The 15,769-nt window shown below is 66.0% G+C and carries 9 protein-coding genes; 8 read left to right on the forward strand and 1 reads right to left on the reverse strand.

Annotated features, from left to right (window positions below; genetic code table 11):
• The first annotated feature begins 130 nt into the window (after positions 1-130).
• From recC to M2S36_RS21410, 6 genes are all read left to right on the forward strand, one after another.
• Positions 131-3,613: an exodeoxyribonuclease V subunit gamma gene (gene recC, locus M2S36_RS21385; protein ID WP_207837894.1), complete on the forward strand. Its 3,483-nt coding sequence runs from the start codon at positions 131-133 to the stop codon at positions 3,611-3,613.
• Positions 3,610-7,287: an exodeoxyribonuclease V subunit beta gene (gene recB / locus M2S36_RS21390; protein WP_333957808.1), complete on the forward strand. Its 3,678-nt coding sequence runs from the start codon at positions 3,610-3,612 to the stop codon at positions 7,285-7,287. Before recC ends, recB begins: the two co-directional genes overlap by 4 nt.
• The gene (gene recD, locus M2S36_RS21395; RefSeq protein WP_207837890.1) at positions 7,284-9,359 is read left to right on the forward strand and encodes an exodeoxyribonuclease V subunit alpha; all 2,076 of its coding nucleotides are present in this window, start codon (positions 7,284-7,286) and stop codon (positions 9,357-9,359) included. The genes recB and recD overlap by 4 nt, the downstream gene beginning before the upstream one ends.
• Before the next feature lie 205 nt (positions 9,360-9,564).
• Positions 9,565-10,131, forward strand: coding sequence for a YfiR family protein (locus M2S36_RS21400; RefSeq protein WP_333957809.1), 567 nt, complete (start codon positions 9,565-9,567; stop codon positions 10,129-10,131).
• Positions 10,128-11,399, forward strand: a complete 1,272-nt coding sequence (locus M2S36_RS21405; protein WP_233687094.1) for a diguanylate cyclase domain-containing protein — start codon at positions 10,128-10,130, stop codon at positions 11,397-11,399. Before M2S36_RS21400 ends, M2S36_RS21405 begins: the two co-directional genes overlap by 4 nt.
• 4 nt (positions 11,400-11,403) lie before the next feature.
• The gene (locus tag M2S36_RS21410; protein ID WP_207837879.1) at positions 11,404-11,895 is read left to right on the forward strand and encodes an OmpA family protein; all 492 of its coding nucleotides are present in this window, start codon (positions 11,404-11,406) and stop codon (positions 11,893-11,895) included.
• A gap of 188 nt (positions 11,896-12,083) precedes the next feature.
• On the opposite strand, the gene M2S36_RS21415 is transcribed toward M2S36_RS21410, so the two are convergent.
• Positions 12,084-13,034 (reverse strand): LysR family transcriptional regulator, encoded by a 951-nt coding sequence (locus M2S36_RS21415; protein ID WP_207837876.1) that lies wholly within the window; start codon positions 13,032-13,034, stop codon positions 12,084-12,086.
• A 132-nt stretch (positions 13,035-13,166) separates the two neighbouring features.
• Between M2S36_RS21415 and M2S36_RS21420 the strand changes: the two genes are divergently transcribed.
• Positions 13,167-14,693, forward strand: coding sequence for a CoA-acylating methylmalonate-semialdehyde dehydrogenase (locus M2S36_RS21420; RefSeq protein WP_063913430.1), 1,527 nt, complete (start codon positions 13,167-13,169; stop codon positions 14,691-14,693).
• A 10-nt stretch (positions 14,694-14,703) separates the two neighbouring features.
• On the forward strand, positions 14,704-15,591 hold the full coding sequence (gene mmsB, locus M2S36_RS21425; RefSeq protein ID WP_063913429.1) for a 3-hydroxyisobutyrate dehydrogenase: 888 nt from the start codon (positions 14,704-14,706) through the stop codon (positions 15,589-15,591).
• Positions 15,592-15,769 lie beyond the last annotated feature (178 nt).

Raw genomic sequence — 15,769 nt, forward strand, 5'->3', positions numbered from 1 at the left:
ACCGCGTCGCCTGTTTCGCGGGCTCGCCCGCTCCCACACTGATCGCGTCAGCCTGATGGCACTCGGCCCTTTCAGGCATCCGCGTGATATCGTTCCCCCTCAGCCACCAGCGCCTGCCAGAGACCTCCCGATGCCCAACACCACCCACCTCCACCCCGGCTTCATGATCGTCCACGGCAACCGCCTCGACGACCTGCGCAGCCTGGTGGTGAGCTGGATGCGTCGCTACCCCTTGGCGCCGCTGGAAAACGAAATCGCCCTGGTACAAAGCAATGGCATTGCCCAATGGCTCAAGCTGGCCCTGGCCGAAGACCCGCAGGACGATGACCAGGGCGGCTGTGGCATCGCCGCCGCCATCGACGTGCAACTGCCGGGCAGCTTCATGTGGCAGCTTTACCGCAGCGTGTTGGGCCGTGACGAAATTCCCGAAGTGTCCCTGCTCGACAAGGCACCGCTGACCTGGCGCCTGATGCGCCTGCTCCCGGCCTTGATCGAACGCCCGCATTTCGAGCCGCTGCGGCGCTTCCTCACCGACGACAGCGACCTGCGCAAGCGCTACCAGCTCGCCGAGCGGCTGGCCGACCTGTTCGACCAGTATCAGGTCTACCGCGCCGACTGGCTCAAGGATTGGGCCGCTGGCGAGCACATCCTCAACACCGCTCGCGGCGAGCGCAAGGCGCTGCCCCCGGGCAACCGCTGGCAGGCCGAGCTATGGCGTGCATTGCTGGAGGATGTGGGCGAGCAGGGCATGGCGCAGAGCCGCGCCGGGGTCCATCAGCGCTTCATCGAACGGATCAACAGCCTGGAACAGGCACCTGCCGGTCTGCCGGCCCGGGTGATCGTATTCGGCATCTCCTCGCTGCCCGCCCAGGCCCTTGAGGCACTGGCCGGTCTGGCACGCTTCAGCCAGGTGCTGCTGTGCGTACACAACCCCTGTCGCCACCACTGGGCCGATATCGTTGCCGACAAGGACCTGCTGCGTCACCAGTACAAGCGCCAGCAACGCAAGCAGGGCATGCCCCTGCAGCTGGACGACCAGTCGCTGCACCAGCATGCCCATCCCTTGCTGGCCGCCTGGGGCAAGCAAGGCCGCGACTACATCAACCTGCTCGACAGCTACGACGACCCTGGCAGTTACCAGGGCGTGTTCAGCGATGGCCGCATCGACCTGTTCAGTGACGGCTCGCCCACCACGCTGCTCAACCAGCTGCAGGACGATATCCTCGAACTGCGCCCGCTCGCCGAAACCCGCGAGCGTTGGCATCCAGTTGACCCGGCGAAGGACCGCTCGATCCGCTTCCACATCGCCCATAGCCCGCAACGCGAAGTGGAGATCCTCCACGATCAGCTGCTGGCCCGGTTCAGTGCCGACCCTACCCTGCGCCCACGTGACGTGATCGTCATGCTGCCGGCCATCGACACCTACGCGCCGCATATCCGCGCCGTATTCGGCCAGTTGCAGCGCAACGACCTGCGTTACATACCGTTTACCCTGACCGACCAGGGCCAGCGTGGCCGCGAACCCTTGCTGATTGCCCTCGAACACCTGCTCAAGCTGCCGGACAGCCGCTTCGCGGTCAGCGAAGTGCTCGACCTGCTGGACGTACCGGCAGTGCGGGCCCGTTTCGGCATTCGTGAAAACGACCTGCCCACGCTGCACCGCTGGATCGAGGGGGCCGGCATCCGCTGGGGCCTCAATGCCGAGCAGCGGGCCAGCCTGGGCTTGCCCGCAGGGCTTGAGCAGAACAGCTGGCGGTTCGGCCTGCGGCGCATGCTGCTGGGTTATGCCGTGGGCGTGGGCGAAGCCTGTGATGGCATCGAACCCTACGATGAAATCGGTGGCCTGGATGCGGCACTGATCGGCCCGCTGGTCGCCTTGCTCGACGCCCTCGACGTGGCCAGCCAGGCCTTGTCCGAGCCTGCCACTGTCAGCCAGTGGGGCGAGCGCCTGCATGCCTTGCTGCAGGTGTTTTTCCTGGCCGAGGGCGAGCGCGACGAGTTCCTGCTGATGCAGTTGCAGGATCTGCGCGATAGCTGGCTTGAAGTGTGCGAGGCCGTCGGCCTGCAAGACCCATTGCCGCTGACCGTAGTGCGTGAAGCCTGGCTGTCGGGCCTTGACCAGGGCAAGTTGTCCCAGCGCTTCCTCGCCGGCTCGGTGAACTTCTGCACCCTCATGCCGATGCGCGCCATCCCGTTCCGGGTGGTCTGCCTGCTGGGCATGAACGATGGCGATTACCCCCGCGCCCAACAGCCGCTGGACTTCGACCTGATGGCCAGCGACTACCGCCCCGGCGACCGCTCGCGCCGTGAGGATGACCGTTACCTGCTGCTCGAAGCGCTGCTGTCGGCACGCGACCAGCTGTATGTCAGCTGGGTCGGGCGCAGTATCCGCGACAACAGCGAACGCCCGGCCTCGGTGCTGATCGGCCAGTTGCGCGATCACCTGGCGGCCGGCTGGCAGCTGGCAGGCGCGGAGCAGGGGCAGCCAGCACAACCGGGTGAGCACCTGTTGCACGCACTGACCCAGGAGCACCCGCTGCAACCGTTCAGCCCACGCTACTTCCAGAAGGGCAGCCCGCTGTTCAGCTTTGCCCACGAATGGCAGGTGCTGCACCAGCAGGGCCAGGAAGACGAGCAGGGCGACCCAGGCCTGCCGCCTTACCATGACGATGAGGCCTTGAGCCTGACCCAGCTGAATGACTTCCTGCGCCACCCGGTGCGGCACTTCTTCAGCCAGCGTCTGAAGGTGTACTTCGAAGCGCTGGAAGCGCCGACCCCGGACGAGGAACCCTTCGTCCTCGACACCCTGCAACGCTACGGCGCCAGTGAAAGCCTGCTTGGTGCAGCGCTGGCCGAGCCGGACAATGCCGAACAGGCCCTGCAGGCCCAGGCTCGGCGCTTGCAGGCCTGCGGCATGCTGCCACTGGCCGGTTTCGGCGAACTGCTGCAGCGCGAGCTGATCGAGCCCCTGCCAGACCTGCTGCAACGCCACCGCCAGCTATTGCAACGCTGGCCACAGCTGGTCGAAGGCGCATTGCCGGTGCATTTCGAGCACGGCCCGCACCGTCTTGAAGGCTGGCTGGGCCGGGTATTCCAGGCGGATGACCAGAGCCTGCTCGGCATCACCACCGTACCCAACACCATCAGCGCCGGGCGTAACGCCCTCAAGTGGCACCGCCTGATTGCGCCCTGGGTCACGCACCTGGCGGCCTGCGCAGCGGGTTACCCCTATAACAGCGCGTTGGTGGCCAGCGACCTGACCCTGCTGCTTGCGCCGCTGCCGCAAGCGCAGGCGGCGCAACTGCTGGGCGACCTGCTGGTGGCCCGCCAGGCGGCGATGAATGCGCCGTTGCCGGTCGCGGCCAAGACCGCGTTCGCCTGGCTGGCCCAGGACGATAGCGACAAAGCCCTGGCTGCTGCAGCCCGCGCCTACGAAGGTGACGAGCGCACCAGCTTCGGCGAGCGCAGTGAAAGCATCGCCCTGGCCCGCCAGTTCCGCGACTTTGCCGCGCTCACCGCCGATGAAACCTTCGAAGGCTGGTGCGAAGCCTTGTACCGCCCATTGTTCAACGCCCCGTGGCAAACCCTGGGCAACCCGGAGAAAGGCGCATGACCCAGGACCGTCCCCTGGCACTGAGTTTCCCCCTGCATGGCAGCCAGCTGATCGAGGCCAGCGCCGGCACGGGCAAAACCTTCACCATTTCGGCGCTGTACCTGCGCCTGATCCTCGGTCACGGTGGCGAGCAGGGCTTCGACCGCGAGCTGCTACCACCGCAAATCCTCGTGGTGACCTTCACCGACGCCGCCACCAAGGAACTGCGTGAACGTATCCGTGCGCGCCTGGCCGAAGCTGCGCGGTTCTTCCGTGGCGAGCTGGACGCGGCCGACCCGCTGCTGCACCAACTGCGTGACGACTACCCGGAAGAAGCCTGGCCACGTTGTGCCGGCCGCCTGGAAATCGCCGTGCAGTGGATGGACGAGGCTGCGGTGTCGACCATTCACGGCTGGTGCCAGCGCATGCTGCGCGAACATGCCTTCGACAGCGGCAGCCTGTTCACCCAGACCCTGGAAACCGACCACAGCGAGCTGCTGGGTCAGGTCATGCGCGACTACTGGCGGCGCTTCTGCTACGGCATGCAAGGCGATGCGCTGGCCTGGGTGCGTGGCCACTGGGGCAGCCCCGACGCCTTGCTGCCGCGGATCCGCCCGCTGTTCGGTCGCGTGCGCGCCCAGCAGGACGGGCCAGAGCCGGCGGCGCTGATCCAGGCATCGCTGCAGCAGCGTGGCGAGCAGTTGGCCCGGCTCAAGGCGCCCTGGGCGCAGTGGGCCGAGGAATTGCGGCAGATCTGCCGTGATGCGCTGGCCGCCAAGCAGGTCGACGGCCGCAAGATGCAGGCCCGTTACTTCGAACCTTGGTTCGACAAGCTCTGCGCCTGGGCCGCAGACGAACAACTGGTGGAGCTCGACCTGGGCACCGGCTTCACCCGCCTGACCCCGGCGGGCATGGCGGAAGCCTGGAAGGGCGAGCCACCCGAGCACCCGGCCCTCTATGCCATGCAGAGCTTGCAGCAGCAGTTGCAGGCGCTGGATAGCCCGGATGCCCCATTGCTCGAGCATGCCGCCAACTGGGTATCGGCGCGCTTCGAAGTGGAGAAACGCCGGCGTGCGGAAATGGGCTTCGACGACATGCTCCTGCGCCTGCAGCACGCCCTGGCCAGCGAGGCCGGCGAGCGCCTGGCCAGCCTGATTCGCGAACAGTTCCCGGTGGCGTTGATCGACGAGTTCCAGGACACCGACCCGGTGCAGTACGGCATCTTCGAGCGCATCTACCAGATCAGCGAAAACCGCGCCGAAACCGGCCTGTTCATGATTGGCGACCCCAAGCAGGCGATCTATGCCTTCCGTGGCGCCGACATCTACACCTACCTTGCCGCCCGCCGTGCCACTAGTGGTCGGCTGCACAGCCTGGACACCAACTACCGCTCCAGCAAGGCCATGGTCGCGGCGGTCAATCAGGTGTTCCTGCAGGCCGAAGCTCGTCAGGCAGGGCGCGGTGCATTCCTGTTCCGCGAGGCCGATGACAACCCGCTGCCGTTCATCGAGGTCCGCGCCAAAGGCCGTGGCGAGCAGCTGTTGATCGACGGTGAAACCTGCGCAGCGCTGCAATGCTGGCATCTGCAGAGCGAAGAACCGGTCTCCGGCAGCGTTTACCGCCAGCAACTGGCAGCCAGTTGCGCCAGCCATATCGTCGCCTTGCTCAATGGTGGCCAGCAGGGCACGGCTGGTTTCCAGAATGCCGATGGCGAACTGCGCCCGTGCCTGCCATCGGACATCGCCATCCTGGTGCGCGATGGCCATGAGGCGCAAATGGTCCGCGCCGAGCTGGCCGCGCGCGAGGTGCGTAGCGTGTACCTCTCCGACAAGGACTCGGTATTCGCCGCCCAGGAAGCCCACGACCTGCTGGCCTGGCTCAAGGCCTGCGCCGAGCCCGACTCGGAGCGCCTGCTCAAGGCCGCCCTGGCCAGCCTCACCCTCGATCTGTCGCTGGCTGCGCTGGACCGCCTGAACCAGGACGAGCGGGTCTGGGAAGACTGGGTCATGCGTTTTCGGCGTTACCGCGACACCTGGCAGCGCCAGGGCGTGCTGCCAATGCTGCGGCACCTGCTGCATGACTTCCAGCTGCCGCGCACGCTGATCCGCCGCAGCGACGGCGAGCGGGTGCTGACCAACCTGCTGCACCTGGCCGAGTTGCTGCAACAGGCCGCAGGCGAGCTGGACGGCGAACAGGCGCTGATCCGCCACCTGGCCGAGCACCTGGCCAGTTCCGGGCAGGCCGGTGAAGAGCAGATCCTGCGCCTGGAGAGTGACGAGCAGCTGGTGAAAGTGGTGACCATCCACAAGTCCAAGGGCCTGGAATACCCCTTGGTCTACCTGCCGTTCATCTGCACCAGCAAGCCGGTGGACGGCAGCCGCCTGCCGCTGGCCTGGCATGATAGCCAGGGCAACGCCCATCTCACCCTCACACCGGACCAGGAACAGATCGACCGTGCCGACGACGAGCGCCTGGCCGAAGACCTGCGCCTGCTCTACGTGGCCCTGACCCGTGCCCAGCATGCCTGCTGGCTGGGTGTCGCCGACCTCAAGCGTGGCAACCAGAAGAGCTCGCAACTGCACCGCTCGGCGCTCGGCTACCTGCTGGGTGGCGGCCTCGCCTTGCCGGGCTCGCAGCAACTGACGGACTGGTTGCAGGCCCTGGCCGCGACGTGTCCGCACATCAGCTGCCCGGGCTTGCCGCAGGCGGATGAACAGGTGTATCGCATGTCGCACGCCGAAAGCGAGTTGCTGCCTGCTCGCAAGCCGCGCCGTGCGGCGGGGGCCGAGCATTGGTGGATTGCCTCGTACAGTGCCCTGCGCGTCGGCGACCAGACCCTCGGTGCCGACAGCTCCCAGGCCCAGCAGTTACTGGATGATGAAGTGGTCGATACCCAGGTGCTGCGTGAGGTCCCGGCCGACAGTGGCGATATCCACCGCTTCCCGCGCGGGCCCAACCCCGGCACCTTCCTGCATGGCTTGCTGGAATGGGTTGGCCGCGAGGGCTTCAGCCAGGTCAGCGGCAATGCGCAACTGATCGAGCGAACCGTTGGCCAGCGCTGCAACCGTCGTGACTGGACCGGCTGGATTCCCACCCTGACCCACTGGCTGCAGCGCCTGCTGGGCGAAGCGCTGCCGCTGCCGGGCAACGACCTCAGCGTGACGCTCGGGCAGTTGCGCCACTACCAGATAGAAATGGAGTTCTGGTTCGCCAGCCACCAGGTCGATGCCGAACAACTCGATCGCCTGGTGGCACGCCACACTCACCCTGGCCTGGCACGCCCGGCGGCGCAGCCGACCGTGCTCAATGGCATGTTCAAAGGGTTCATCGACCTGGCCTTCGAGCTGGACGGGCGTTACTACGTGACCGACTACAAGTCCAACTGGCTGGGCCCTGACATCCAGGCCTACGATGCCCTGGCCATGGAAAAGGCCATCCTCGAACATCGCTACGACCTGCAGTACGTGCTGTACCTGCTGGCCCTGCACCGCCAGTTGCGCGCCCGCCTGCCGGACTACGACTACGACCGCCATGTCGGCGGCGCCCTGTTCATCTTCCTGCGAGGCGCCAGCAGCAGCGGCCACGGCGTTTACCACGCCAAGCCACCGCGTGAGCTGATCGAAAGCCTCGATGCGCTGTTCCGTGGCGAGCACCCGCCCGCACAGCAGGACCTGTTTGCCGGAGCCGTGATATGAGCCGAAGCCTTGTCGACCTGTTGCCCACCCCGCTGCACGCCGAGCACCTGCTCGCACTGGCGCCACAGCGTGACAGCGGCGACCTGCTGCAACTGCTCGACCGCTGGGTAGAGCGGGGCTGGCTGCGTGCCCTGGACCGTGCGTTCGTATCGTTCCTGGAAGAGCGAGTCCCTGGTAGCGACCCCCTGCTGTTGCTGGCCGCCGCCCTGGCCAGTCACCAGCTGGGCCACGGCCATGTCTGCCTCGACCTGCAGCAAACCCTGGCCGAGCCCGATTTCGCCCTGTCGTTGCCGCCCGAAGGCGACGCCTTGACCGGCCCCTTGCTGCTGCCCTCGCAATTGCTGGCCAACCTCGACCTGCACGCCTGGCGCCAGCGCATTGCCGCCAGCCCCCTGGTGGCCGCCGGCGATACCCCTGGCCAGCAGGCGCGGCCTCTGGTGCTTAGCGGCGAGCGCCTGTACCTGCGCCGTTACTGGAGTTACGAGCGGCGCATCGACCATACCCTGCGCCAGCGCCTGACCCTGGCCGAAGCGCCTCCAGCCGACCTGCCTGGCCGCCTGGCGCAGCTGTTCGACGGTGGTGCGCCGGCTGGCCAGGTGGACTGGCAGAAGCTCGCCTGTGCCCTGGCCACCCGCGCCGGCTTCAGCATCATCACCGGCGGCCCCGGCACGGGTAAGACCACTACCGTGGTGCGCCTTTTGGCCTTGCTGCAGGCGCCGGCGGTGGAGCAGGGCAGGCCGCTGCGCATTCGCCTGGCCGCGCCGACCGGTAAGGCAGCCGCGCGCCTGACCGAATCCATTGGCCAGCAGGTCGAGCGCCTGCAGGTCAGCGCCGAGGTGCGCGGGCAAATCCCGACCGAGGTCAGCACCGTGCACCGCTTGCTCGGCAGCCGCCCCGGTTCGCGGCACTTCCGCCACCATGCCGGCAACCCGCTGCCGTTGGACGTGCTGGTGGTCGATGAAGCGTCGATGATCGACCTGGAAATGATGGCCAACCTGCTCGATGCCCTGCCGCCACGGGCACGCCTGGTGCTGCTGGGCGACAAGGACCAGCTGGCCTCGGTCGAGGCCGGTGCGGTATTGGGTGACCTGTGTCGGGATGCCGAGGAGGGCTGTTACTCCCCGGCGACCGAGGCGTGGCTGGAACAGACCGGTGGTGAGTCGCTGGCGGGCAGTGGCCTCAAGGCCGGCGATGAGCAACGCAACCCGTTGGCCCAGCAGGTGGTGATGCTGCGCTTTTCGCGGCGTTTCGGCGAAGGTAGCGGCATTGGCCAACTGGCCCGGCTGGTCAATCGTCAGGACTCCCACGCGGCACGCAACCTGCTGGCCGCACCGCCGCCCGATGTGCACAGCCTGGCCCTGAAGCACGAACAGGACCGTGCCTTCGACCGCCTGCTGCTCGACGGCCTCAACCGCGGCAGCGACGGCCCGCAGGGTTACCGCAGCTACCTGCGCACCCTTGGCCGCTTCCGCCCGGCACTCGATACCGCCGTTGACGACCCCGCGTGGGAGCAATGGGCGGGCAAGGTGCTGCACAGCTTCGAGGACTTCCAGCTGCTGTGCGCGGTACGCCGGGGCGCCTGGGGTGTCGAAGGCCTCAACGAGCGGGTGGCGCGGGTGCTGCACAATGCGGGGCTGATCGACAGCCAGCAGCCCTGGTACGAAGGGCGCCCGGTGCTGGTGACCCGCAACGACTACGGCCTGGGCCTGATGAACGGTGACATCGGCATTGCCCTGCGCCTGCCGGATGAGCGCGGCGAGCCCCTGCTGCGCGTGGCCTTCCCGCGTAACGACGGCAGTGGCGGCGTGCGCTTCGTCCTGCCCAGCCGGCTGAATGAAGTGGAAACGGTATTCGCCATGACCGTGCACAAGTCCCAGGGCTCGGAGTTCAGCCACACCGCGCTGGTGCTACCGGATGCGCTCAACCCGGTGCTGACCAAGGAGCTGGTATACACCGGCATCACCCGCGCCAAGCACTGCTTTAGCCTGGTCGAGCCTCGCCAGGGTATTTTCGAAGAAGCGGTTGCGCGCAAGGTGCGGCGTATTTCCGGGTTGATGCTGGAGCAGGTTTAGCCCTGTAGTGAGCCAAAAGGAGATCCTCTGTGGGAGCGGGCGCGCCCGCGAACACGGGCGCAGCCCGTGCCAACCACCGTGGTGCCTGCTTCGCGGGCACGCCCGCTCCCACAGGGATCGCATTAGCTCCGCGCCTTTCATACAAGCATGCGGCCATGTGCTATCGTTGCGCCGATATTGGAAAGGGCCTTAAGAGATTTCCCACATGAACATGGCCGCCAGGCGAGTGATGAGCTGTGCGCTTTCGCTATTGCTGGCCGCCCTGTTCCTTTCCGCAGGCCCGGCCCAGGCAGACCCCGCCATGACTGCCGCCCAGGCGCAGCAACGGGCCAAGGCCGTCACCCAGGTGGTGCTGGGCATCTTCAGCTATGCCCGCTGGCCCGTCGAACCCTCGCCTTTGCGCCTGTGCCTGGTCGGCCCGACCGAATACGCCGATGACCTGATCAAAGACCATGTGCAGGAGTCCGGCCGACCGCTGCAGGTGCGGCGTCTGCTGGCAGACGATAGCCAGGTCGCCCAGGCCTGCGACGCCATCTACATCGGCAAGCTCGACCAAGGCCAGCGCGACCGGCTGTTCGAGCGCGTCAGTGGCTACCCGGTGCTGAGCATCAGCGAGGCAGACGACCCGTGCACGGTCGGCAGCCTGTTCTGCTTGCGGGTCAGCGACCAGCAGGTAGCCTTCGAAGTCAACCTCGACTCGGTGGCACGTTCCGGCGTGCGCATCCACCCCAGCGTGCTGCAATTGTCGCGGCGCCGGGCAGGTCAGCCATGAAGCCGACCCGTAAGCGCGGCGTGCGCCCGACCCTGCGTTCGGTGCTGGGCCGTGGCCACCTCAGCGTCGCCTTGCTCGCCGTGGGCCTGGCCGGTATTTCCCTGACCCTGCTGGGCGTGCTCGCCCTGCGTGTTTACGCCAACGACAACCTGCAGCTGATCGCCCGCTCGATCAGCTACACCGTGGAAGCGGCGGTGGTGTTTGACGACAGCGCTGCGGCCAATGAATCGCTGGCGCTGATCGCCAGTGCCGAGGAAGTGGCCGAAGCCAGGGTCTTCAATAACGAAGGCGAGCAACTGGCGCATTGGCAGCGCAGCGATACCGGCGTGCTCGCGCGGCTGGAGGCGCAGGTTGCCACCGCCTTGCTGGATGAACCGGTCAATCTGCCGATTACGCACCAGCAACAGCAGGTCGGGCGCATCGAACTGGTCGGCCAGGGGCGAAGCCTGTTGCTGTTCCTGCTCAGTGGACTGGCCGGCATCCTGTTCTGCACGGTGCTCAGCGCCTTGGCTGCCCAATACCTGTCGCGGCGTCTGCTCAGTGATATCGTCCGCCCGCTGCGCGGCCTGGCCAGTGTTGCTCACGCCGCCCGCCGCGAGCGCAGTTTCGACCGGCGCGTGCCGGAAGCGCCGATTGCCGAGCTCAACGAACTGGGCAATGACTTCAATGCCCTGCTGGACGAGCTGGAGGTTTGGCACAGCCACCTGCAAAACGAAAACCAGACCCTGGCCCACCAGGCCAGCCATGACAGCCTGACCGGCCTGCCCAACCGCGCCTTCTTCGAGGGGCGCCTGAGCCGCAGCGTGCGCAATGCAGAACGGAAGCAGGACCACCTGGCGCTGCTGTTTCTCGACAGCGACCACTTCAAGCAGATCAACGACACCCTCGGCCATGCGGTGGGCGACGAAGTGCTGATCAGCGTGGCCGACCGCGTGCGCGCCCAGTTGCGCGAGCACGACCTGGTGGCGCGCCTGGGTGGCGACGAGTTCGCCGTGCTGCTGACGCCTTTGCAGTCGCGCCAGGACGCCGAGGACATTGCCGAGAAGATCGTTGCCAGCATGAAGTTGCCGGTGCAGCTGGACAGTGGCCGCAGTATCGCCACCTCGTTGAGTGTCGGTATTGCCTATTACCCGGATGACGGCGCTGACCCCGCCAGTCTTCTGAATGCTGCCGATGCAGCGATGTACCAGGCCAAGCGCAAACGCCGTGGCCATTGGCAAGTGGCGCAGACGGAACAGTCCGCCGGTGAAAACAACAACAGGAGTTGAACCCGTGATACAGGCTTTGCGTTTCCCCCTTTGGGCATTGCTGCTCGCCGTGCTGGCACTGACCGGTTGCCAGAGCACGCCACCCAAAGGCCTGACGGCCGAACAGATTGCCGTGCTCAAGCGTGAAGGTTTTACCCCGACCGACGAAGGATGGGCCTACGACTTGTCCGGCAAGGTGCTGTTCGGCAGCGATCTGGACAGCCTCAACAGCCAGAGCCAGGCGATCGTCGAGCGCATTGGCAAGGCGCTACTCAGCGTTGGCATCCAGGGCGTGCGGGTGGACGGGCATGCCGATTCGTCGGGCAAGGCGGCGTATAACCAGCAACTCTCAGAGCGCCGCGCGCAGAGCGTGGCCAAGGCGCTGGTCGAGGTAGGCATGCAGGCGCAGAACATCCAGTCCCGTGGCCTTGGCAGTAGCCAGCCGGTGGCGGACAACCGCACCAGCGCCGGGCGTACCGAGAACCGGCGCGTGTCCATTGTGGTGGCTTCCTACTGACCGCAGCCTCACAGGCCAGCACATCCGCGTGGAACGGGCTTGCCCGCGAAGCAGGCGACTCGGTGCCTGGCACCGGCTGCGCCGGTGTTCGCGGGCACGCCCGCTCCTACAGGTCCTGCGCATGCCTTGAGTCCGGCGCAGACCTTGTGGGGAGCTGGCTTGCCGGCGATGGCTACGCAGCAGCCCCCTCATTCCTGAGCAAAGCGCATCTCTCGGGTCTCGCCCATCAACAACGGCGCATTCGCCTCCGTCACCCCTCGGATGTAATCCCAAAGCAGGGTAATCCGCTTCAACTTGCGCAAATCCTCCCGGCAATACATCCAGAACTGCCGCGTCACCTCGATCTCTTCCGGCAACACCGTCACCAGCCGCGGGTCCTGCGCGGCCAGGAAGCACGGCAAGATCGCCAGCCCACGCCCCTGCAACGCTGCCGTGTACTGCGCAATCACGCTGGTACTGCGCAAATGCGCGCTGGCGCTGGGGATCAGGTTGGCCAGGTACAGCAGCTCCGAACTGAACGCCAGGTCGTCCACGTAACTGATGAACGGGTGCCTGGCCAGGTCCGCGATCTGGTTGATCGGTGCGTGGTTGTCCAGGTAGTCCTGGGTCGCGTACAGCCGCAAGCGGTAGTCGCACAGCTTGCAACATACATAAGGGCCGTGTTCCGGCCGCTCCAGGGCGATGACGATGTCCGCCTCGCGTTTGGACAGGCTGATGAAGTGCGGCAGCGGCAGGATATCCACCGAAATCGCCGGGTAGGCATCGACAAAGTGGCTTAGCTGCGGGGTGACGAAGAAGCTGCCGAAGCCTTCGGTGCAGCCCATGCGCACGTGCCCCGACAACGCCACGCCTGACCCCGACACCTGCTCGCAAGCCATGTGCAGCGTGCTCTCGATCGACTCGGCATAACTCAGCAGGCGTTGGCCCTCGGCGGTGAGGACAAAGCCGTTGGTCCGGGATTTCTCGAACAGCAAGGTGCCCAGTGCCCCCTCCAGCGAGCTGATGCGCCTCGACACCGTGGTGTAGTCCACGTTCAGGCGCTTGGCGGCGCTGCTGGCCTTGCGGGTACGCGCCACTTCAAGGAAGAACTTCAGGTCGTCCCAGTTGAGTGCACTCAGGGATGTGAGGTCTTTTTGCATGATGATCCGGTTTTTTTGTGCGTTCTTGTTGGATGTTTGCACATCTATACTCGAAACAAGCCTCAGGACGCCACCTCGCGTTTGCCCGGCAATGGCGATCTCGTCCCGACAATAATTCCAAGGAGAACGCAGATGAACGCACCGCAATCCCCTAACCAGACCAAAATCGAGCAGGTCAAGCTGCTGATCGACGGCCAATGGGTCGAGTCCAAGACCACCGAATGGCGCGACATCGTCAACCCGGCTACCCAAGAAGTGCTGGCGCGCGTACCGTTCGCCACCGTCGAAGAAGTCGACGCAGCCGTCGCCGCTGCCCACCGCGCCTTCCAGACCTGGCGTAACACGCCGATCGGCGCGCGCATGCGCATCATGCTCAAGCTGCAGGCGCTGATCCGCGAACACACCAAACGCATCGCCCAGGTCCTCAGTGCCGAGCAGGGCAAGACCCTGGCCGACGCCGAAGGCGATATCTTCCGCGGCCTGGAAGTGGTCGAGCACGCCGCCTCCATCGGCACCCTGCAGATGGGCGAATTCGCCGAGAACGTTGCCGGCGGCGTCGATACCTACACCCTGCGCCAGCCGATCGGCGTGTGCGCCGGCATCACCCCGTTCAACTTCCCGGCGATGATCCCGCTGTGGATGTTCCCCATGGCCATCGTCTGCGGCAATACCTTCGTGCTCAAGCCGTCCGAGCAGGACCCGCTGTCGACCATGCTGCTGGTCGAGCTGGCGCTGGAAGCCGGCATACCGGCCGGCGTGCTCAACGTGGTGCACGGCGGCAAGCAGGTGGTGGATGCCATTTGCACCCACCAGGACATCAAGGCGATTTCCTTCGTCGGCTCCACCGAAGTGGGCACCCACGTGTACAACCTGGGCAGCCAGCACGGCAAGCGCGTGCAGTCGATGATGGGCGCCAAGAACCACGCGGTGGTGCTGCCCGATGCCAACCGCACGCAAACCGTCAACGCCCTGGTCGGTGCCGCCTTCGGCGCGGCGGGCCAGCGCTGCATGGCCACCTCGGTGGCGGTGCTGGTGGGCAAGGCCCGCGAATGGCTGCCGGATATCAAGGAAGCGGCCAGCAAGCTCAAGGTCAGTGCCGGCTGCGAGCCAGGCACCGATGTCGGCCCGGTGGTTTCCAAGCGCGCCAAGGAGCGTGTGCTGGGCCTGATCGAAAGCGGTATCAAGGAAGGCGCCAAGCTGGAGCTCGACGGCCGTGACGTCAAGGTGCCAGGTTACGAGCAAGGCAATTTCGTCGGCCCGACCCTGTTCTCGGGCGTGAAGACCGACATGCAGGTTTACACCCAGGAAATCTTCGGCCCGGTGCTGGTGACCCTGGAGGTCGATACCCTCGATGAGGCCATCGCCCTGGTCAACGCCAACCCGTTCGGCAACGGCACCGGCCTGTTCACCCAGAGCGGCGCGGCAGCACGCAAGTTCCAGAGCGAAATCGACATTGGCCAGGTCGGTATCAACATCCCGATCCCGGTACCGGTACCGTTCTTCAGCTTCACCGGCTCGCGTGGCTCCAAGCTCGGCGACCTCGGCCCGTACGGCAAGCAAGTGGTGCAGTTCTACACTCAGACCAAGACCGTCACCGCCCGCTGGTTCGATGACGACAGTGTCAATGACGGTGTGAACACCACCATCAGCCTGCGTTAAGGAGACAGTCATGCGTATCGCATTCATCGGCCTCGGCAACATGGGCGCACCCATGGCCCGCAACCTGATCAAGGCCGGGCACCAACTGAACCTGTTCGACCTGAACAAGGTCGTGCTGGCCGAGCTGGCAGAACTGGGCGGGCAGGTCAGCCCCTCGCCCAAGGACGCGGCGGCCAACAGCGAGCTGGTGATCACCATGCTGCCGGCTGCTGCGCATGTGCGCAGCGTGTACCTGAACGAAGACGGTGTGCTGGCAGGCATTCGCCCGGGCACGCCGACCGTGGATTGCAGCACCATCGACCCGCAGACTGCGCGTGATGTGTCCAAGGCCGCAGCGGCCAAGGGCGTGGACATGGGTGATGCGCCGGTGTCCGGTGGCACTGGCGGCGCGGCGGCAGGCACCCTGACCTTCATGGTGGGTGCCAGCGCCGAGTTGTTCGCCACCCTCAAGCCGGTACTGGAGCAGATGGGCCGCAACATCGTGCACTGCGGTGAAGTCGGCACCGGGCAGATCGCCAAGATCTGCAACAACCTGCTGCTGGGCATCTCGATGATCGGCGTGTCCGAGGCCATGGCCCTGGGCAACGCGCTGGGCATCGACACCAAGGTGCTGGCCGGCATCATCAACAGTTCGACCGGGCGTTGCTGGAGCTCGGACACCTACAACCCGTGGCCGGGCATCATCGAAACCGCGCCGGCCTCGCGTGGCTATACCGGTGGCTTTGGCGCCGAGCTGATGCTCAAGGACCTGGGGCTGGCCACCGAGGCAGCACGCCAGGCACATCAACCGGTGATCCTGGGGGCCGTGGCCCAGCAGCTGTACCAGGCCATGAGCCTGCGCGGCGAGGGTGGCAAGGACTTCTCGGCGATCGTCGAGGGTTACCGCAAGAAGGATTGACGAGCGAGGACTTTATCGCGGGCCGGGCGGCCTTCCCTCTGTAACTGCGCACCAGAGGGAAGGGCGTCTGATCCGCGATTTTTTTTGCCTGTACCGGCCCTGCCGCCGGCAAGCCGGGCTCTCATAGAACTACACATAACTCATTGAATCGGCAGGGACTCTGTGGGAGCGGCTTTAG

The organism is Pseudomonas sp. SF2, assembly GCF_036858055.1.
Lineage (GTDB): Bacteria > Pseudomonadota > Gammaproteobacteria > Pseudomonadales > Pseudomonadaceae > Aquipseudomonas.

What these genes read in the sequence shown, in the direction of transcription:
- mmsB (WP_063913429.1), top strand. Translation starts at nt 14,704, where the DNA reads ATGCGTATCGCATTCATCGGCCTCGGCAACATGGGCGCACCCATGGCC.
- M2S36_RS21400 (WP_333957809.1), top strand. Translation starts at nt 9,565, where the DNA reads ATGAACATGGCCGCCAGGCGAGTGATGAGCTGTGCGCTTTCGCTATTG.
- M2S36_RS21420 (WP_063913430.1), top strand. Translation starts at nt 13,167, where the DNA reads ATGAACGCACCGCAATCCCCTAACCAGACCAAAATCGAGCAGGTCAAG.
- recC (WP_207837894.1), top strand. Translation starts at nt 131, where the DNA reads ATGCCCAACACCACCCACCTCCACCCCGGCTTCATGATCGTCCACGGC.
- M2S36_RS21405 (WP_233687094.1), top strand. Translation starts at nt 10,128, where the DNA reads ATGAAGCCGACCCGTAAGCGCGGCGTGCGCCCGACCCTGCGTTCGGTG.
- recD (WP_207837890.1), top strand. Translation starts at nt 7,284, where the DNA reads ATGAGCCGAAGCCTTGTCGACCTGTTGCCCACCCCGCTGCACGCCGAG.
- M2S36_RS21415 (WP_207837876.1), bottom strand. Translation starts at nt 13,034, where the DNA reads ATGCAAAAAGACCTCACATCCCTGAGTGCACTCAACTGGGACGACCTG.
- recB (WP_333957808.1), top strand. Translation starts at nt 3,610, where the DNA reads ATGACCCAGGACCGTCCCCTGGCACTGAGTTTCCCCCTGCATGGCAGC.